The sequence below is a fragment of the Pseudomonas sp. KBS0707 genome (assembly GCF_005937945.2).
GTDB lineage: Bacteria > Pseudomonadota > Gammaproteobacteria > Pseudomonadales > Pseudomonadaceae > Aquipseudomonas > Aquipseudomonas amygdali.
This window is the reverse complement of sequence record NZ_CP041754.1, coordinates 3,231,247-3,250,649: the sequence shown is the minus strand read 5'-3', so window position 1 is coordinate 3,250,649 and position 19,403 is coordinate 3,231,247. Positions and strand designations below refer to the sequence as shown.

The 19,403-nt window shown below is 58.3% G+C and carries 17 protein-coding genes and 1 pseudogene; 8 read left to right on the top strand and 10 right to left on the bottom strand.

Going from position 1 to position 19,403, the window contains the following annotated elements:
- The first annotated feature begins 29 nt into the window (after window positions 1–29).
- From FFH21_RS15300 to FFH21_RS15290, 3 genes are all read left to right on the top strand, one after another.
- Window positions 30–1,067 carry an NADP(H)-dependent aldo-keto reductase gene (locus FFH21_RS15300; RefSeq protein ID WP_054072974.1) on the top strand — a complete coding sequence of 346 codons (1,038 nt, stop codon included), beginning with the start codon at window positions 30–32 and terminating at the stop codon, window positions 1,065–1,067.
- Between the two features lie 67 nt (window positions 1,068–1,134).
- Entirely contained in the window at window positions 1,135–1,935 is an 801-nt protein-coding gene (locus FFH21_RS15295; protein WP_011168842.1) for an SDR family oxidoreductase, read from the top strand.
- Window positions 1,928–3,754, top strand: a complete 1,827-nt coding sequence (locus FFH21_RS15290; protein WP_011168841.1) for a glycoside hydrolase family 15 protein — start codon at window positions 1,928–1,930, stop codon at window positions 3,752–3,754. Before FFH21_RS15295 ends, FFH21_RS15290 begins: the two co-directional genes overlap by 8 nt.
- Before the next feature lie 48 nt (window positions 3,755–3,802).
- Here the strand turns inward: FFH21_RS15290 and FFH21_RS15285 are convergent, their stop codons facing one another.
- From FFH21_RS15285 to FFH21_RS15265, 5 genes and pseudogenes are all read right to left on the bottom strand, one after another.
- A complete protein-coding gene (locus FFH21_RS15285) occupies window positions 3,803–5,230 on the bottom strand; it encodes a hypothetical protein (protein WP_011168840.1) in 1,428 nt (475 codons plus the stop codon).
- A gap of 54 nt (window positions 5,231–5,284) precedes the next feature.
- Window positions 5,285–6,250 (bottom strand): lysylphosphatidylglycerol synthase transmembrane domain-containing protein, encoded by a 966-nt coding sequence (locus FFH21_RS15280; RefSeq protein ID WP_041924573.1) that lies wholly within the window; start codon window positions 6,248–6,250, stop codon window positions 5,285–5,287.
- Window positions 6,247–6,987, bottom strand: a complete 741-nt coding sequence (locus tag FFH21_RS15275) for an SDR family oxidoreductase (RefSeq protein WP_004658507.1) — start codon at window positions 6,985–6,987, stop codon at window positions 6,247–6,249. The genes FFH21_RS15280 and FFH21_RS15275 overlap by 4 nt, the downstream gene beginning before the upstream one ends.
- A pseudogene (locus FFH21_RS15270) lies at window positions 6,984–8,300 on the bottom strand (FAD-dependent oxidoreductase). Before FFH21_RS15270 ends, FFH21_RS15275 begins: the two are co-directional and overlap by 4 nt.
- On the bottom strand, window positions 8,297–9,748 hold the full coding sequence (locus FFH21_RS15265; RefSeq protein WP_011168838.1) for a UbiA family prenyltransferase: 1,452 nt from the start codon (window positions 9,746–9,748) through the stop codon (window positions 8,297–8,299). The pseudogene FFH21_RS15270 and the gene FFH21_RS15265 overlap by 4 nt, the downstream one beginning before the upstream one ends.
- 370 nt (window positions 9,749–10,118) lie before the next feature.
- Here FFH21_RS15265 and norR point away from each other — a divergent pair, with 370 nt between their 5' ends.
- A complete protein-coding gene (gene norR / locus FFH21_RS15260; RefSeq protein ID WP_002553816.1) occupies window positions 10,119–11,669 on the top strand; it encodes a nitric oxide reductase transcriptional regulator NorR in 1,551 nt (516 codons plus the stop codon).
- A 116-nt stretch (window positions 11,670–11,785) separates the two neighbouring features.
- Window positions 11,786–12,010 carry a DUF6555 family protein gene (locus tag FFH21_RS15255; protein WP_004658504.1) on the top strand — a complete coding sequence of 75 codons (225 nt, stop codon included), beginning with the start codon at window positions 11,786–11,788 and terminating at the stop codon, window positions 12,008–12,010.
- 22 nt (window positions 12,011–12,032) lie between these two features.
- On the opposite strand, the gene FFH21_RS15250 is transcribed toward FFH21_RS15255, so the two are convergent.
- Window positions 12,033–13,451, bottom strand: a complete 1,419-nt coding sequence (locus FFH21_RS15250; protein WP_011168837.1) for an MFS transporter — start codon at window positions 13,449–13,451, stop codon at window positions 12,033–12,035.
- Between the two features lie 316 nt (window positions 13,452–13,767).
- On the opposite strand from FFH21_RS15250, the gene FFH21_RS15245 reads away from it, so the two are divergent.
- Window positions 13,768–15,075: an Nramp family divalent metal transporter gene (locus FFH21_RS15245; RefSeq protein ID WP_162885670.1), complete on the top strand. Its 1,308-nt coding sequence runs from the start codon at window positions 13,768–13,770 to the stop codon at window positions 15,073–15,075.
- A 61-nt stretch (window positions 15,076–15,136) separates the two neighbouring features.
- A complete protein-coding gene (locus FFH21_RS15240; protein WP_004667692.1) occupies window positions 15,137–16,588 on the top strand; it encodes an MFS transporter in 1,452 nt (483 codons plus the stop codon).
- 8 nt (window positions 16,589–16,596) lie between these two features.
- Here the strand turns inward: FFH21_RS15240 and FFH21_RS15235 are convergent, their stop codons facing one another.
- From FFH21_RS15235 to FFH21_RS15225, 3 genes are all read right to left on the bottom strand, one after another.
- Window positions 16,597–16,794 (bottom strand): hypothetical protein, encoded by a 198-nt coding sequence (locus FFH21_RS15235; protein WP_041924572.1) that lies wholly within the window; start codon window positions 16,792–16,794, stop codon window positions 16,597–16,599.
- A gap of 159 nt (window positions 16,795–16,953) precedes the next feature.
- Window positions 16,954–17,157, bottom strand: coding sequence for a hypothetical protein (locus FFH21_RS15230; protein WP_002553810.1), 204 nt, complete (start codon window positions 17,155–17,157; stop codon window positions 16,954–16,956).
- Window positions 17,158–17,220: 63 nt separating this feature from the next.
- Entirely contained in the window at window positions 17,221–17,709 is a 489-nt protein-coding gene (locus FFH21_RS15225; RefSeq protein WP_004665537.1) for a DUF3828 domain-containing protein, read from the bottom strand.
- Between the two features lie 198 nt (window positions 17,710–17,907).
- Here FFH21_RS15225 and FFH21_RS15220 point away from each other — a divergent pair, with 198 nt between their 5' ends.
- Complete coding sequence (locus FFH21_RS15220) at window positions 17,908–18,492, top strand: LysE family translocator (RefSeq protein WP_004667690.1); 585 nt, start codon at window positions 17,908–17,910, stop codon at window positions 18,490–18,492.
- Between the two features lie 9 nt (window positions 18,493–18,501).
- On the opposite strand, the gene FFH21_RS15215 is transcribed toward FFH21_RS15220, so the two are convergent.
- Window positions 18,502–19,335 carry an AraC family transcriptional regulator gene (locus FFH21_RS15215; protein ID WP_011168831.1) on the bottom strand — a complete coding sequence of 278 codons (834 nt, stop codon included), beginning with the start codon at window positions 19,333–19,335 and terminating at the stop codon, window positions 18,502–18,504.
- Window positions 19,336–19,403: the final 68 nt, after the last annotated feature.

Sequence of the window (19,403 nt, the reverse complement as noted above, 5' to 3'; positions counted from 1 at the left end):
GTATCTTTTTGAATCAAACGGAGACATCGATGCAATTTCGTAAATTGGGCAAAACCGATCTGTCGGTCAGCGCGATCTGTCTGGGCACCATGACCTGGGGCGAGCAGAACACCCAGGATGAAGCATTCGAACAGATTCGTATGGCCAAGGATGCCAAGGTCAACTTCCTAGACACGGCAGAAATGTACCCGGTGCCGCCGCGTGGCGAGACTTACACCAAGACCGAAAGTATCATCGGTGAGTACTTCAAGAAGTACGTGGACCGCAACGACTGGGTACTGGCCAGCAAGGTCGCCGGTCCAGGTCGCATGGATCATATCCGCGATGGCAATCCGCGGCTTGACCGCAAGAACATCACTGCGGCGCTGGAGGCCAGCCTCAAGCGCCTTAATACCGATTACCTGGACCTGTACCAGTTGCACTGGCCGGATCGCAAGACCAACTTCTTCGGCGTGCTCGGTTACACCCACGACCCGGATGATCAGGCTGTCGAAATCGAAGAAACCCTGTCGGTACTGGGCGATCTGGTCAAGGCGGGCAAGATTCGCCACTTCGGCCTCTCCAACGAAACGCCATGGGGCACTCAGCGTTTTCTGCACCTTGCCGAAACCCTCGATCTGCCACGTGCTGTCTCGATCCAGAACCCCTACAACCTGCTTAACCGCACCTTCGAAGTGGGTCTGGCAGAAATCGCTATTCGCGAACAGATCGGCTTGCTGGCCTATTCGCCACTGGCGTTCGGTGTGTTGGCCGGCAAGTACCTGGACGGTGCACGTCCGGCTGATGGCCGCCTGACCCTGTTCGAGCGTTTCCAGCGCTACAACAACCCGCAGGCCGTCACTGCCACAGCCAAGTATGTCGCGCTGGCTCGCGAGCATGGTCTGGATCCATCGCAGATGGCGCTGGCCTATGTCACCAGCCGTCCGTTCGTGACCAGCAATATCATTGGTGCCACGAAACTGGATCAACTGAAGATCAACCTGGAGAGCATCGCCGTCACGCTGTCCGACGAGGTCATCGCCGGCATCGAAGCCATTCATACCACTCAGCCCAACCCGGCACCCTAAGCCGAACTGAACTTACTTTCAGCCTCGTCAGTCAGCACTAGTACGCTTACTCCGAGGCTGAAATTCGATGCATATCTCACTCAAGCAACAAGTCGCTATCGTCACCGGAGCCAGTTCCGGTCTCGGCGCGGGTGCCGCGCGAGCGCTGGCGGACGCCGGGGCGGCGGTGGTGATCAATTACAACTCCAAGGCTGAACCTGCCGAGAAGCTGGCTGAAGAGATTCGCGCAGCGGGCGGTCGCGCCCTTGCTGTCGGGGCCGACGTGTCGAAAGAAGCAGACGTCGAGCGCCTGTTTGCGCAGACCATCGAGCACTTTGGCGCATTGGACATCCTGGTCGCCAACTCGGGCCTGCAAAAAGACGCAGCCATCGTCGACATGAGCCTGGAAGACTGGAACACGGTCATCAATGTCAACCTGACCGGGCAATTTCTCTGTGCCCGTGCGGCGTTGCGCCAGTTCATCAAGCAAGGCATGCGCCCTGATGTGTCACGGGCGATAGGCAAGATCATTCACATGAGTTCAGTGCACCAACTGATTCCATGGGCCGGGCACGTCAATTACGCAGCATCCAAGGGCGGCGTCGACCTGTTAATGCGTAGCATCGCTCAGGAAGTCGGCGAGCTGAAAATTCGCGTCAACAGCGTCGCGCCGGGTGCTATTCGCACGCCGATCAATGCCGACGCGCGCAAGCGCGACGCCGAGAAGGAAATGCTCAAGCTGATCCCTTATGGCCGTATCGGTGAGCCCGAAGACGTCGCCAATGCCGTGCTATGGCTGGCCTCCGATGCCTCGGATTATGTGCACGGCACGACCCTGTACATCGACGGCGGGATGACCCTTTATCCGGAGTTCCGTGGCAATGGCTGACTTTCCCCAAGAAGCGCAAAACCGTATCGAAGACCACGGCATCATCGGCGACATGCGCAGCGCCGCGTTGATCGCCAACACCGGCAGCATCGATTTCTGCTGCTGGCCGGACTTCGACAGCCCGTCAATTTTCACCGCGCTGCTGGATACGCCCGATGCCGGGATCTTTCAGCTGGCGCCCAATTTGCCTGACGCCAGGCGGCTGCAGATCTACCTGCCGGACACCAATGTCCTGCAAACCCGCTGGATTTCCGAGGACGCGGTGGTGGAAGTCACCGACCTGATGCCGATCGGTGAAGATCAGGACGATCTGCCGCGCATCGTGCGTAGGGTTCAAGTGCGTTTTGGCGAGGCCACCATTCGCATGCGCTGTCGGGTACGCATGGACTACAGCCGTTCTGAAACCACCGCTCGCGTCGATGGCCAGGACATCTGTTTCGAGGCCGAAGGGCAGCCAGGCATGCGCTTGTCGGCTGCTACGCCGCTACAGCTGGAGCAGCAGGACGCTGTAGCCGAGTTTCACATGCATAAAGGCCAGACCGTCGAGTTCATTCTTGGCGGTATCGACGACCCGAACGTGGCCGCAGGCAAATGCTCGCGCTATTTCGACGACACGCTGAAATTCTGGCGGCACTGGGCCGGGCAATCGCAATACAAGGGCCGCTGGCGTGAAATGGTCACTCGTTCGGCGCTGGCGCTCAAGCTGCTGACCTCGCGCAAGCATGGCGGCATTGTCGCAGCCGCGACGTTCGGTCTGCCGGAAACCGAGGGCGGCGAGCGCAACTGGGACTACCGTTACACCTGGATACGTGACGCATCATTCACCGTGTATGCGTTCATGCGCCTGGGGTACACCGATGAAGCCAATGCCTTCATGAGTTGGGTGCGCGGGCGACTGGATGACTGCTGTGAACAGACCGAGAAACTCGGCATTCTGTATGCCCTCGATGGCCACGCAGAATTGCCGGAAGACAATCTCGATCATTTGTCCGGCTACGGCGGTGCTCAGCCGGTACGCATCGGCAGTGAGGCCTACAAGCAGGTTCAGCTGGATATCTATGGCGAACTGATGGACGCCGTCTACCTGGCCAACAAGTATGGAGACGCTATTTCCCATGATGGCTGGCAGCATGTCGTTCGCCAGGTCGACTACGTGTGCGAACACTGGAGCGACCGCGATGTAGGCATCTGGGAAATGCGCGGTGGCGATCAGCATTTTCTGCATTCGCGGCTGATGTGCTGGGTGGCACTGGACCGGGCACTGCGCCTGGCGTTCAAGCGCTCGCTGTCGAGGCCCTTCGAGCGCTGGACCAGGGTACGTGAAGAGATCCACAACGATATCTGGGAGAATTTCTGGAACGAAGACCTGGGCCACTTCGTGCAGCACAAGGGCAGCCGCAATCTGGATTCCTCAATGCTGCTGATGCCGCTGGTACGCTTTGTCGGTGCCAATGACCCGAAGTGGCTGGCGACGCTGGACGCCATCGAAGCAGCACTGGTGCGTGACGGGATGGTATTCCGCTATCGCAACGATGATGATCACGATGACGGACTGGCAGGCGAAGAGGGCGCATTCGTTGCCTGTTCGTTCTGGTACGTCGAATGTCTGGCCCGTGCCGGTCGGGTCGAGCAGGCGCATCTGGAGTTCGAACAATTGCTGCGTTACGCCAACCCGCTGGGCTTGTACGCCGAAGAATTCGACGCGCATGCTCATCATCTCGGTAATACACCGCAGGCCCTGAGCCATCTGGCGTTGATCAGCGCGGCCAGTTTTCTGGACCGCAAACTGGGCGGCGGGCAGGCGCTCTGGCAGCCTTGAGAGTGTGCACGAACGTGTCATGAATGTGAGTCAGAGGTTCATTCATGATCAGTTCGCCTGCAATGAATATCCTGCCGGCTGTTCTTCCAGCCGGTAGTTCTGTGTAAGCGTCCCGCAATAGCTCAACCGTGGCAGATAGACGCCGTTGCTGTTCAAGGCCGCTCGAATGGCAATGTTGTCGTCGCACATGGCCAGCCTGCGACCGCCAAGCAGCCCGATGGCTTGCCCGGAGCGCATGGCACCCATCGGTGTCCAGTCGGCGATGATCAACGCACCGTTGGGCACGACCTGTTCATAGGCGCGCACGAACTGCTCGGCAAAGCGGTCGCGCAGGTAAGGCACCATGAAATAACGGATATCGTCGCGGTAGGGCAGCTTCTCCTTATGCTCAGGAAAATGTATGACCCCGTTTGCGTAAAGTGAATACGCCAACAGAACCACTGTCGGCGAGGACAATACCGAGAAATTGAGCAAGGTGCTGCGTGTCACATTGTGTGGCAAAACCCGCCGCAGCTGAATCATGCCGATGATGCTCAGCATCGCCACGCCGGGTAGAAAAAAGGTGAAACGGTCGGTCACGTTATAGGAAATGGCAAAAACCAGATTCAACAGCGCCGCACTCCACAACAACCGCAGCCGACTCTCCTTGGGAAACAGCAGCAGCCCCGCCAACTGCGGCCCTATCAGTGACAGCAGCACCAGTATGGCTGCGTTCCTTTCCTCCAGGAGTTCGTCGAAACGCAACAGGCTGCCTTCCCACTCCGGCCCCGCAATGGTCGCGGACGCACCGGTCAGGTAACGTCGAGCAATATCCAGCAGGCCCAATCCGGTGTTCAGGTCATTGAACACTGCGACAGCCGCTGCTGCGAAGCCGAGCATGAAGCCGGGCAGGGTGATCAAAACGCGCGCTTTATACAGGTACAGCAGATGCAGGTACAGCGGCAGCAGGACCACGAAGGTCAGTTGATGAGTCGAGGCCGCCATTCCAGTCAGCACGCCAATCATGAACAGCTTTTTCAGCGGCGTCAGACGGTTACTGTCATTGAACTGCAGCGTATAAGCCAGCAGTACGAACAGCGTGTGCAGCAGATAAACCTCGGCTTTGGTCGACACCCAGAACACTCCGTGCGCCAATACCGTCGCTGTGCCAGCGAGTACGGCCTGATGTGGCCCGGCGCCGAGGCTTTGCGCCAGTCGATAGACGATCCATGCCAACGGCACGAGGAGTAACGAATTCAGCAGGCTGAGCGCGCGTGAGCCGAACAGTGTGAAGAATACCGAGTTGAGCAGTTGATAAAGCGGATGCTCCAGCGGTCCGAGCGACTGACTGAAATAATGGCCTTCGCGGGCGTTGGCCAGAAACATGCCATTGTCCATCCATTGCACCGGCCCGCTGGAGGCCAGAAAACTTGCGGCGATGGCGGCACCCAGCAGAAACAGGGGCATGGCAATCGAGGTGCGCGAATCGGGTGGCATTGAACAGCTCCTCCGTGAGGTGAACAAAAGGTGTCGGGTGCCTGCTTTACTGCCTCAAGGCTGACGTCCCGTTGGTGCAGCGTTGAATCGGGAAAGCATCACGGCACCGATCGCCACTGCGAACCACAGGGTCGCCAGACGTATCAGCAGCGTGGCGGCAATCGCGTCGGCCCCAGGCATGCCCTTGAACATCAGCAGCCCGACCATCACTGCTTCGGCACTGCCCAGGCCACCCGGCATGAAGCTCAACGCTCCGGCGAGCATTGCCAGTGCATAGGTGAACACGGCAAACGTCAGTGGGATCTGCGCGCCCATCCAGCCAAGCATCCAGTAAAACGCTAGTGCCTCGGCGCTCCAGGCAAGCAGACTGAGCAGGCTGGCGGTCAGCAACACTCTCCCGTGCAGGCATTGACGGGCGGCGAGCAGGATGTCGAACAGCTGCCGCCGCAGCCTGTGCAGTCGTGTGCTCTTCTCCGTCCGCAGCGCACCTCGCATGCGCTTCAGCAAATGACCCTGAGACAGCACCAGCAGCCCCGCCAGAACCAGCGCCAGGCCGATAAAAATCATGGGTTGCGCCTGCGGGTACCACGACAAACCGAACAGCGTCAGCAGCACGATGGCCAGCAGATCGGACAGGCGTTCGCTGAAAAATGCAGCAAAACTTTGTGGGTACGGTACGCCCAGCGGCCTGAGCAATACGCCACGCAATGCTTCGCCGGCCTTGCCGGGCGTGGTTGTCAGGGCGAAGCCGGCCAGGTAGATCCGCAGGCTTTGCCGCCAGGCAAGCGGATGCCCCAGCACCTCAAGGTAAAGCTGCCAGCGTCCGAAGCGCAGCGCGTAGTTGATTGCCGACATCAGCAAGACCAAGCCAATGCCCTGCACCCCGACCTTGCCGGTTGCTGCGCTGACTGCCTGCCAACCGCCCCACAGGGAAAATCCCAGATAGCCCAGTGCCGAGACGATGACCGACAGCAGCACCGCCCGATAGCGCCAGCCTGACAGCAGCGGCATGTCGCTCAAAGGTCGAGCCTTTTGAATAATGGCTGTGGAATCGCGCGAATCACCCACATGATCCATGCCCAGAAGCCCGGCGCATAAAGGCTTGTAGACCGGCGTGCGATGCCCTTGACGATGCGCTCGGCAACAGCTGCCGGTTGCGCAACCAGCAAGGCAGGCAACGGCAGGCCGTGGGTCATGGGCGTGTCGACAAAACCCGGCTTGATGGTCACTACGTGTACGCCGAACTTGAACATCCGCGCCTGCAACCCGTCGCAGAACGTCGAGACGGCAGCCTTGGCCGAGCCGTACAGGTAATTGGAAGGGCGTCCTCGATCACCAGCGACGGAGGAAAGCACTGCCAGTGTGCCGCAGCGCTGCACTTCGAAATGCCTGGCCAGCAGGGTCAGCAAGGCAATAACCGATGCACCGTTGGTGATGAATTCCTGTATGGCCAGGCCTGCGTATTGCTCGCAGGCCTTCTGGTCGGGCAGGGTGCCGTGAGCCAACAGGACGATATCGATCTGCCCCAATGCAGCCAGACAGTCGGCCAGCATCGCCGGGTGCTCTGAAAAGTGCGTAACGTCCAGTCGGTGTGTGTCGATACGCCCGGCACCGCGCGCCTTGAGATCGGCTGCATTGCTGTCGAGCTTCTCCATGTCGCGCGCCACCAGAAAAAAATCACAGCCCTGCGCGGCCCAGAGTCGGGCACAGGCGTGGGCGATGGCTGATGTCGCGCCGATGATCAGAATTTTTTTCATGGCATCACTCGTTTCCAGAAGCGGGACATCAAGGAAGGGTCACGCAGGGCTTCAAGTTGCTCCCAGGCTGGATAGGCCTGGCGGAAATCGCTCCCGGTCATGTGTGCATCTTTTGCCGGATATAGACGTCCACCCGCTTCACGGACAATGGCATCCAGGCGTGGGAACAGTGTTTCGGCCAGCTCGCGCGTCTGCGAAAAATCCAGTGCCAGCGAAGTACCCGGCATCGGGAAGGACAGCAGCCCCGGCGAAGCGATATCGCCGCAGCGCTTGAGTACCGCAAGGAATGAACCCCGGCCCGATGCAGCAATCGCATCGAGCAGCAGTTGCATGGCCTTGGGCGCGCAATGCTCGGGGATCACGCACTGGTATTGCTGAAACCCTTTGCGACCATAAAGACGATTCCAGTGCTGGATGCGATCCAGCGGGTAGAAGAACGCTTCACAAGCGCTGCGGTGGGCCTTGGCCTGTTGTGGATGGGCGTGCCAGTAGATCGAATTGAATGCACGCAAGGACAGCTTGTTGGCCAGTGAAAGCGGGGCAATGAACGGTATGCTCAGACGCTTGGGCGCATCGACCGTTAGCGACCCGTAACGAGCGTGGTCGCCGACGATGTACACGCCACGGCCACTATTACTGCCTCGCGCCAGGCAATCAATCCAGGCCACGCTGTATTCGTGCTGCGCGTCCAGCTCGTGCGACAGGGTAAAAAATTCTGCCAGATTGGCGAAGCGCACCACCGTGCTGTTGATCTGACTGGTACGGATCGGCATTAATTGCAGCTCGACCCGACTGATAACGCCGGTCAAGCCCAGGCCGCCGATGCTGGCAGCGAAAAACAAAGGGTTTTCCACGGCCGAACAAACCATCGGCGGCTCGCCATGACGGATCAATTCGAAACGCATGACATGACAGCCGAAGGTGCCGCGTAGATGATGATTCTTGCCGTGCACGTCGTTGGCAAGTGCGCCGCCTATCGTCACAAACTGCGTGCCCGGTGTGACCGGTAGAAACCAGCCGCGCGGGATTGCTGCCGCCAGCAGTTGTGACAGGGTCATGCCTGCTTCCAGTTGCACCACGCCGTTCTGCTAGTCTGCGGCGATGAAGCGATCCAGTTTGCGCATGTCCAGTACGTGACCACTGCTGGCCAGACAACTGTCGCCGTAGCTACGGCCGTTGCCGAACGGCAGGCTGGTGTGATGGTGCGCAAGTGTTTCCGAGATGTGCGCCGGCAAGCGATTTACCGCCTCACAGTCATGACCTTGCTGGGCAACCTGCGGGTAGCGCCCCCAGGAGTAGAGAGGCGCGCTCATGCGGCGATCCAGAACACCAGCAGGAACAGAAAACCGATCCCCTGGCTGATCCGGTCGCGGATTGCGAAAACTACCGGGTCCTCGTTCATCTGGCCGCGATGGGTGAGCATCCAGATCCGGGTGATCCAGAACAACAGCAACGGGCAAGCCAGCCAGATCACATGCGGATGCTGATACAGGGCAACCGTCGCGCCCTCATGGATGTAAAGCGCCAGGACCATTACCGCCAGATTGCCCGACGATGCACCCAGGGAGGCGATCATGTCCAGATCGCCCGGGTAGTAGCCGCGGCCGCGTGTCTTGACGGTCACATCGCACAGCCTCGCGTCGCGCAGTTCGGCATAGCGCTTGACCAGCGCGAGGCTGAGAAACAGAAACATTGAAAATGCCAGAATCCAGAACGTCAGCGGCAACTGAAACGCCGCTGCACCGGCCAGGATGCGCGTGGTGTAGAGCATCGCCAGAACAATGACGTCCACTGCCATGTGGCGCTTGAGGTAAAGCGAGTAAACCAGCGTCAGCAAGTAATAGGCAGCCAGCACCGCCGCAAATTGCCATGGCAACATGATTGCCGCGCCGGCGAAGGCTGCTGCGAGCAACAGCGGGATCACCAGTAAGCCGGATTCGATCGACAACTGACCGCTGGCGAACGGGCGCTCGCGTTTGCTTCGATGGTGGCGGTCATCTGCCAGATCAAGCAGGTCATTGAGCAGGTAAACACTTGATGCGCAGAGCCCGAAACACAAAAATGCCAGCAAGCCGTCGAGCAGCAATTGCGTGCTCTGGACTTGGTGAGCCGCGAGCAGGGGCACAAAAATCAGTGTGTTTTTCAGCCATTGGTGGAGGCGCAACGCCTTGTACCACGCACTGCGTCGGGACGATGTGGATTTGATCACCTGTTCGACGTTTCCTTGTGCCCGCGCCGCGCGCTCCACACCTGCGAGCGGGCTGGCTACGATGGCCTTGCGTGAGACTTTCCAGATGCACAGGTCGTCCCGGGAATTACCGATGTAATCAAAGCCGCCCTCACCATAATGGCTGACCAGCAAATCGCGTTTGCGATGGGCAGAAAGATTGGTTTTACCGTCCGAGGCCCAGACCTGATCAAACATTTGCAGGTGTGCGGCAATCTGGTTGGCAAGGGTTTCGTGAGAGGCCGTTGCCAAAACCACCCTGCGCCCGTGCTGCCGACTGGTCTGGATATAAGCGATGACTGCAGCATCGTAGGGCAGTAACGCAACGTCGATGTCGGTGCCCAGAGCCAGCCCTTGCTTGAGGGGCGCCTTGCCTTGTAACAGCCAGGTAAAAAGCCTGAATACCTGTAATGGTCGGCCGCGGATAAAAGCTACTGCGGTTTCAAACAGCAAATCTGAACGCAGCAGCGTTCCATCGAGGTCGACAACCAGAGGTGTATCAACCTCAAGAGCTCTTCCTTGAGTGCCGGGCATGAACAGTTGCTCCTGTAAAAGTGAGCGCACTATGGAACAAGACCGGACAATCGCCACATCAATAAAATTAAACGATATCCATCATTCAGCCGTGCCTGTGGCGTCAGAAAATTAAGGGTCGGGCAACTGTAATTGCACGAACGCTATTGATTCATTGATTGATCAAATAACGGAATCTGGTACGGAAACTGTAAAGTTAATGAGTCATTTCAGAGGGCTGATTAACGGCGGTAGCTCTGATTCGCGCGTTGATACAACGTGTTCGACATACGGTGCCAGAACGGGCGAGCCTGGATAAACATCACGGTGACCACTTATTCAGCCTGGCGAGTCATAATGACGCCTTTGTTGGCCGTCTGCTGGAGTCGTAATGACCCACCCCCTGTTGCGTGAGCTGATACCGTTGGTGTCCGACCTGTCCAGAGAACTGCCGGACGAAGAGCGTTATCGGCGTCTGCTGTGCTCGCTGCGCCACTGGCTGCCTTGCGACGCTACAGCACTGCTCAGGCTTGAGGGTGATGTGCTGATTCCGCTGGCGGTCGACGGACTCAGCCCGGACGCGCTCGGTCGTCGCTTCCGGGTCAGCGAGCATCCTCGCTTCGAGGCGTTGCTTGCGAGTGACGGGCCGCTGCGCTTTGCTGCCGATTGCGATTTACCCGACCCTTATGACGGTCTGGTCGACGGTCATGGCGCGTTGGAAGTGCATGATTGCCTGGGCTGCGTGCTGTCTGTTCAAGGGCGGCCCTGGGGGCTTATTACCCTGGATTCGCTGGACCCCTCCAGCTTTGGCAGCGTCGATCTGGATAACCTGCAGGCCTTCGCCAGCCTCGCGGCGGCAACGGTCATGGCGGGCGAGCGCATCAACCAGTTGGCGCGGGGTTTTGAAGATCAGCGCCAACTGGCCGAGGTCTACAAGCGCGCTGCCGGAGGGCGAGCGCCTCGCGAACTGATTGGCCAGAGTGCGGTTCACCAGCGTATGCAGCAGGAGATTGAACTGGTCGGCAACAGCCCGCTGACGGTACTGGTCATGGGTGAAACCGGTGTCGGCAAGGAGTTGGTGGCCGAGTCCATCCATCTGCACTCGCCGCGGGCACACAAGCCGCTGATCAGCCTCAACTGCGCCGCGCTGCCTGAAATGCTGGTCGAGAGCGAATTGTTCGGACATGTCAAAGGCGCTTTTTCCGGGGCGGTCAATGGGCGTAGCGGCAGGTTCGAGCTGGCGGATGGCGGTACGTTGTTCCTTGACGAGGTGGGTGAGCTGCCATTGTCGGTGCAATCCAAGCTGTTGCGTGTGCTGCAAAGTGGTCAGTTGCAACGGGTCGGTGCTGATCAGGAACACCATGTGGATGTGCGCATCATCGCTGCCACCAATCGTGATCTGGCCGAGGAAGTGCGCTCCGGCCGGTTTCGGGCGGATCTCTATCATCGATTGAGCGTCTACCCGCTGCTCGTGCCAGCACTGCGCGAGCGCGGACGGGATGTGTTGCTGCTGGCCGGCTATTTTCTCGAGGAAAACCGTGTGCGTATGGGGCTACGTGGGCTGCGCCTGAGCGCCGAGGCGCAGCGGTTGCTGCTCGCGCACCCCTGGCCGGGTAACGTTCGTGAGCTGGAGCACCTGATCAGCCGGGCGGTGCTCAAGGCGTTGTCTGCCCATCCGCAAAAGCCGCGCATCCTGACGGTCGAAGGGCCAGCGCTGGGTCTCGACGGCTCGGCGTCTGCCACGCCACTGCCCACGGCTGAAAAAGCCCTTTCAGCGGCTGTGCAGGGGGCAGGGCTCAAGGCGTCGGTGGATGCTTTTCAGCGTTCTTTGATTGTTGATTGTCTTGAACGACATCAAGGCCGTTGGGCAGAAGTGGCGCGCGATTTAGCGGTGGACAGAGCCAATCTCAATCGACTTGCCAAGCGCCTGGGTATTCGCTGATATATCCGAATGGGAATGTTCGTTGGTCGCCGATATTGAAAAAAGAATGAATTTCTTTGCAGTGAATGCAGTCACCTATACTTCAAGCCACTGCTGAAAAAAGGATCAGGCTTTCAATGGCACTTCCAAAGCATTACCGCATTGATTATCTGCTGAACGGTTCGTTCAAGAGTTTTTATATACGCACCGAGAATATGGACAACGCTGAAGCATGGCACTGTGCAAGTGTCGACGCGGGTCTTGCGCGCATACCGAAATACCGTTTGGAGAAAGTCGCCAAAGTGTCCAAACCTTATGCGGAACACTTTGGTGTCACCAATGTGGAGTGGGCTCAGGCCTGAACCCACTCCTCGGTCAGTTCACTCAACGGTGGGCTATCTGCTCCAGCGCCAGATTGCGTGTACGTGGTCCGAACCGGCCAATGGTGATGATCACGATCAGCATGCTGCCAACGATGAACGCCAGTACGCCCGGTGTGCCGAAGTGGTCGAGGAAAATCCCGATCAGCAGGCTGCTGAACACCGTTGACAGGCGGCTGAACGAGTAGCAAAAGCCCACGGCACGTGCGCGGATGTTGGTCGGAAACAACTCGCCCTGATACGAGTGATAACTGAAGCTCAGCCATGCGTTGCAGAATGTGATCATGATCCCGCAGAAAATAAGGCCTGCCGCGCTGGTCTGGAAGGCAAACAGGCTGCCGAAGATCATCGCTCCCAACGCTGAGCCGACGATTTGCCATTTGTTCTCGAAGCGGTTGGCAAATTTCACGAACAGCAGCGGGCCGAGCGGGTAGGCCAGCGTGATCACGAACGCGTACCCCAGGCTGTGTGTGACACTAAGGCCCTGGCCGGAAAGCAGGGCGGGTAGCCAGTTACCGAAGCCGAAGAAGCCAATGGCCTGCAAGAGGTGAAATACGATCAGCATCAGTGCACGACGACGGTATGGCGGTTGCCACATATCAGCGAAGCGGCCGTTGCCTGACAGCGCGACTTTCTCCGGTTCAGGTTCATCCAGCGGCTTGCCCTGGTCTTTGATACAACGTGCTTCAATTCCGTCCATGATCAGTTCGGCTTCGTCGAAACGCCCCTGCTGCGCCAGCCAGCGAGGTGATTCTGGCAGTGCTGAACGCAGCCACCAGACAAACAGCGCAAATACCGCGCTGCCAATCACCACCCAGCGCCATCCGGAAAAGCCGAAGGGTGCCTGGGGCACCAGCCACCATGACATTAGCGCCACGCTGGGGACTGACAGAAACTGGATGAAAAATGCGAAGGCGAACGCCGAACTGCGTATGCGTTTGGGCACCAGTTCCGACAGGTAAGTGTCGATGGTCACCAGCTCGACGCCCAGGCCGATACCCACTAAAAAGCGCATGCCAATCACGCCCAGAGCGGAGGTCTGCAGACCCATGATCACCGTGGCAATGGTGTACCAGATCAGCGCGAAGGTAAAAATTGCGCGGCGACCGTAACGGTCGGCAATCGGGCTAACCAGACTGGCACCGAAAAACAGACCCAGAAAGGTCGCCGAGGCAAAGGCTGCCTGATCGGAAAAGCCGAACAGGCCCTGGTTTCCCGTGGCAAAGATTCCGTCGCGAATCAGGCCGGGGCTGATATAGGCCGTCTGAAACAGGTCGTAAAGCTCGAAAAAACCGGCGACAGACAGCAGGGCGACCAGTTTCCAGATAGTGGCAACCGCAGGCAGTCGATCAATACGCGCCGAGATATACGCTGCCCGCAGCTGTTCGCCCTTGGGTGCACCTGTGCGAGGTGATGAGTTCATCGATGGCCATCCTGAGTTCTTGTAGATGCCTGAATGGTACTCTTTACAATTTGTAATGAATGGTCTTTTAATGCGGTTAATGGCCCCTAAAAGATTAATAATTGTTTAGTTGGTGCGGTTTTTGAGTGTTTATACCGGTTGGCTCAGGCTATACGCCGTTGAAATAGCTTGTGATTAGCAATGCAGCGCCAGCCTCAAAGACCAGCAAGCGTCAAAACAGCAGGCATGAAGCCGCCAATGATGTATCAACATGTGTCGCAAAACCTTAGGATGAGGGTCTTGATTTTCTGCCTGTCGGGTTCCCGTGACGTACAAACTGCCCACCACTGCAACAGCCCCTTTCTGCCCATCGGCGACCACCGACAGCGTGAGCATCCCGTCGAACGCATCATTGCTGCGAAAGATGATGCTGTTCGTGGGGCCAGGCCTGCTGGTTTCCATCGGTTACATGGACCCCGGCAACTGGGCGACGGCTATCGAGGCCGGTTCACGCTTTGGTTATTCATTGTTGTTTGTGGTGGTGCTCGCCAGTCTGTCGGGAATGGTCTTGCAAAACCTTTGTTCCCGCCTTGGCATCGCCACCGGGCGTGATCTGGCGCAGCTGTCTGCTGCCCGCTACAGCCGTAATGTCGCCAAAGGCCAGTGGCTGCTGGCAGAGCTGTCGATCATCGCCACCGATCTGGCAGAGGTGCTGGGGGCGGCGTTGGCGTTTCATCTGTTGCTGGGCGTGTCGATAACCACCGGTGTAGCGCTGACCGCTTTCGATACCCTGATCGTGCTGGCCTTGCAGGGCGCCAATTTCCGGCGTCTGGAAGCTATCGTGCTGGGGTTGATTGCAACCATTGCCAGTTGTTTTGCCATCGAGCTGTTTCTGATCAAGCCATTCTGGCCGGATGTGGTGGCGGGCCTGAAACCGAGCTGGGATGTACTGAGCAGCCAGGAGCCGCTGTATATCGCCATCGGTATTCTGGGTGCCACGGTCATGCCGCATAACCTTTATCTGCATTCGTCGGTGGTGCAGACCCGGGTCAATGGTGCTGACCTGGCCAGCAAGGCCACTGCCATTCGCTACGCCCGGCTGGACACTATCGGTTCGCTGAGCCTTGCGCTGCTTATCAATGCGGCGATTCTGATCCTCGCGGCTGCGGCGTTTCACAAGACCGGGCATACCGAAGTGGTCGAGATTCAGGACGCTTATCACCTGCTTGATCCATTGGTCGGCGGTGCCATTGCCAGCGTGCTGTTCGGCGTCGCCTTGCTGGCGGCAGGGCAAAGTTCGACGTTCACGGGAACCATCGCCGGGCAGGTGGTGCTCGAAGGCTTTCTGCAGGCCAAAATTCCTTGCTGGCAGCGGCGCTTGATTACTCGCGCACTGGCACTGATTCCGGCGCTGATCGGCGTGATCTGGCTGGGTGACAGTTCGGTCGGCAAGATGCTGGTGCTCAGCCAGGTGGTGCTGAGCCTGCAACTGCCGTTTGCGCTCTGGCCGCTGATTCGCTTTACCAGTGATCCGCAGTTGATGGGGCCGTTCGTCAACAGTCGGTTGGTCAAGATTGCTGCCTGGGGGCTGTTCGGTCTGATCTCGGCGGCCAATCTGACGCTGCTGTGGTTCTGGGTGAGCTGAACTTGATCGCCGTAAGTCACTCTCAAACTTGACACCAATGTTCGCTGTCAGGGAGCCGGAAATGACCACAACCGATGAAAAGGGTGGAGTGTTCGAAACCGATTTGCCGGCCCGTCTGGACCGCTTGCCCTGGGGGCGGTTTCACACCTTACTGGTTGTGGCGCTGGGTATCACCTGGTTGCTCGATGGCCTGGAAGTGACCCTTGCCGGCTCGGTGGCTGGCGCTCTGAAAGCCAGTCCGGCGCTCAACCTGACCAACAGTGACGTGGGCCTGGCGGGTGCCGCGTATATCGCCGGTGCCGTACTCGGCGCGTTATTTTTTGGCTGGCTGGCGGACCGTCTCGGGCGTCGCAAACTGTTCTTCATCACCTTGCTGCTGTACGTCGGTGCCACGGCCGCCACGGCGTTTTCATTCAGTGTCTGGAGCTTCATGCTGTTCCGTTTTCTGACCGGCATGGGTATCGGTGGCGAGTACACCGCAATCAATTCGACGATCCAGGAATTTACCCCGGCGCGTTACCGGGGCTGGGTCGACCTGACCATCAATGGCACGTTCTGGCTGGGTGCTGCGCTGGGCGCGATTGGCTCGATTGTGTTGCTCGATCCGCAATGGGTAGGTGCCGAACTGGGCTGGCGCCTGTGTTTCGGGATCGGTGCGGTATTGGGCCTGCTGGTGCTGCTGATGCGTCTGTGGCTGCCGGAGAGCCCACGCTGGCTGTTGATTCACGGCCAGGCCACGCAGGCGAAAAAGATCGTTGAACAGATAGAGGCCGATTTGCAGCGCCAGGGCCATGTGCTGTCTCCCGTGCAGGGCAAACCCTTGCGCCTGCACGTGCGCGACCACACGCCGCTGGGGGAGGTTGCCAGAACCTTGCTGGTGACGTTTCGCCAGCGATCGCTGGTTGGCCTGACGCTGCTGACGGCGCAGGCTTTTTTCTACAATGCGATTTTCTTCACTTATGCGTTGGTATTGACCGACTTCTATGGCGTGCCGTCCGAGCGCGTCGGTTGGTATGTGTTACCGCTGGCGTTGGGTAATTTCTGCGGTCCGCTGCTGCTGGGCAGGTTGTTTGACGTGGTGGGGCGGCGTGTCATGATCAGCCTGACCTATGGTGTGTCAGGCGTGCTGTTGGCGATCAGTGGCTATATGTTCAAGCAAGGTCTGCTGGATGTAACTCAGCAGGCCATTGCCTGGATGGTGATTTTCTTCTTTGCTTCGGCAGCGGCCAGCTCGGCCTACCTGACAGTGGCCGAAACCTTTCCGCTGGAAATCCGCGCATTGGCGATTGCAGTGTTCTACGCCTTCGGTACGGGGCTGGGCGGGATGATAGGCCCGACGTTGTTTGGTGAGTTGATAGAAACCGGCGAACGCAGCAATGTGCTGATCGGCTATCTGATCGGGGCAGGGTTGATGATGTTCGCGGCGCTGGTGCAGTCGATATGGGGCGCGGCTGCCGAGCGCAAGTCTCTGGAGGAAGTAGCGAGGCCGCTGTCGCAGGCCGGGGAAAGGTAAATGGTCAGTTACCGGAACACGCCACGAAGGCCATCGACTGACGCACGCAAGCCGACGATCCGCTCGCTGACTTCCTGCGCTTCATGCGGGCGAGAAGTACGCTCCAGGTACAAAAGATGTCCGGCAAGATTGGCCGAGACGAGTTCAAGGTCGTCGGCGGTGCGCCTGACGTAGGCCTGGATGTCTTTCAGTTGTTCGACTTGCACGGATGGTTCCCCTATTGGTCGCATCCGAGCGCACTAAATGACTAAATGAATGGGGGCTGTGATGAACCCCCTCAATCGAATTATCGACCGCTACAGTAGCTTTCTTTAGCGTGGCAGTTAAATAAACAGGTAATAAATTTTTGCCCGCTGCCGCCCAGCCTAATCGTCTTCCTGATCGTCATGTTCCGAGTAGGAATCCAGCAACTCGGCCAATGCCAGGGTACGGTCCAGCCCGCTGCGGCTGGACATGATTTCGGCCACTGCCTGCGTGGCGGCAATTCTGGCAGCTTCGCGTTCGGCATCGGTGTTATTGGGCGTGGCGGCCTGCGCAGCCTCAATAATCGATTGCTCAAAGGTATTCATGGTGCTCGCTCGTGAAATTCAAGTGCCTGTGATACCGAGAATGACGGATTGTTTCAAGGCCGATCAATCACCTTCGTAAGGAAATTCCTCCAGGGTCTGCATCAGTGCGACACCCTGCGGCCCTTGAAGATTGTCCAGCACCCAGCAACTGCTGGCATTTTTAGTCAACAACAGACGAGTGGTCTGGCTGGTGACCGGCTGCTGCGGGGCGTCTTTGTAGCCCAGGTTGTAGGTCATCTCGACCACCGCCTGCTTGTCGGAATTGGACACCAGCTTCCAGTCGATGGGCTTCTGCACATCGCCATCCTGCGCGTCGGTCCAGGGGTTGGCGCTGACTGCGCACTGATCACCGTTCTGACAGGCCCAGTCTTTTTTCAGCAAGCCCAGCAAAGGCTTGGACAGGTAATCAGCCGAGCCTTTGCCACTGAGGTAGAAGTCCTGGTGCTTTTCGTAGAACCAGCGCGCTGTATCGACCGGGGTCGCGGCGGGGCAGGCGGCCTGGGCCGTTGATGAAAGCAGGCAGGCGAAGGCAATGGCGACGGTTCTGGACATGGAGCAGGCTCGCAGAGAAGGTGGCAGTGAGGTTACAGACTGAGAACATTGCATTTGTAAGGCATGCGGACAAAAAAGCAATGGTTTTAGGTGAAGCGGATGGCTGGAATAATATTGTGAGCAATTTCCTTCAATACGCTGTTCATTGCCGTCATTACCTTGAGCGGGTCATTTTTGATCATGTTCAAGGGGTGTTTCATGACTATGCTGATTTCCATGGCTGCGTTTGCACTGGCTTCGTCCATCACGCCGGGACCGGTCAACATTGTGGCGTTTAGTGCCGGTGCGCGCTATGGGGTCTGGCCGGGCATGCGCCACGTGCTGGGTGCAACGCTGGGCTTTACCCTATTGCTGCTGCTCATCGGTTTTGGCCTGTACGAAACCTTGCAGCAATGGCCATTTCTGACCCGAATCATTCAATGGTCCGGCGTGGCATTTCTGCTGTATATGGCGTTCCGGCTTGCAACCGACAACGGTCAACTGAGCCTGGGCGATAAGGCAGTCGGTCCTTCGATGATACAAGGGGCGGTCATGCAATGGCTCAACCCCAAGGCATGGCTGGCATCGATAGCAGGCATGGGTGTTTTTGTTGCCAATGGCGAGGCCACGTTGATCTGGCAATTCGCAACCATCTATTGTGTGGTGTGTTACCTGTCACTGGGATGCTGGGTCTTTGCCGGGAGTTTTCTGAGCAACTATTTGTGCAGCGCGGCAAGTGTGCGTGTTTTCAACCGGATCATGGCGCTGTTATTGGCTGGCTGTGCGTTGTATCTGTTGATCTGACCCGTGCAATCACAACCGATACTGCCCCGGTGTCGCTGCCAGGTGTTTTTTAAACTCACGCTGAAAATGCGCTTGATCGGCAAAGCCGGTTTTCTGCGCAACGTCGGCAATCATCTTGCCGCTTTTCAACTGTGTTTGGGCGTGCTGGATACGGCGGTTGAGCAAGTAGGCATGCGGCGTCAGGTGATAACGCTGCTCGAACGAGCGAATCAGGTATGACGCTGAGAGGTTGGCTGCAGCACAGATGTCGGCGAGTTTGATGGGCCGGGTGAAGTTGTCGTTGATGTACTCAGCGGCGCGCGTGACTCGGGGGGAGAGTTGGAGGGGCGGCGCTGGCGCAGCATCAAATGTCTCCAGCATCAGGGTGAAGAACGCTACCGCCGTGCAATGTTTTTGCAGCGTATCGGCTTTTGCGTCGGTCAGGGTCTGGTACAGCGCCGTCAATTTACCGAACAGTAGCGGATCGCTAGTGTGCGTATAGGGCAGGGGTTGAAAGCCGGATTCAGCGTTCAGCCCTATATCCTGCTGTATGTCGCCTAGCCAATGGCTGTCCACATAAAGCATCAGGTACGACCACGGCTGATTGTTGACCGGGTTGCAGGCATGCACATCTCCGGGGTTCATCAGGACCGCGGTGCCTGCCGTTACGCGCTGTGAGCTCTTTTCGTGCAAATAGGTGCTTTGCCCAGCGGTAATCGCGCCGATGGAAAAAGTCTCATGCGAATGCGGGGCATAGCAGACCAGCCGGCCATCTTCTACCGAGCGCGCCTCAATGAAAGGCAGACACTCATCGCGCCAGAAAAAGGGGGTTGCGGTCGAGTCGCTGGAGTGGATGGTGCTCATGCTGATATCCCGTCGGCAGAGCACCGAGGGTAGCTGAACTCATGTGCCAGCGCGATGCCGATGTGTCG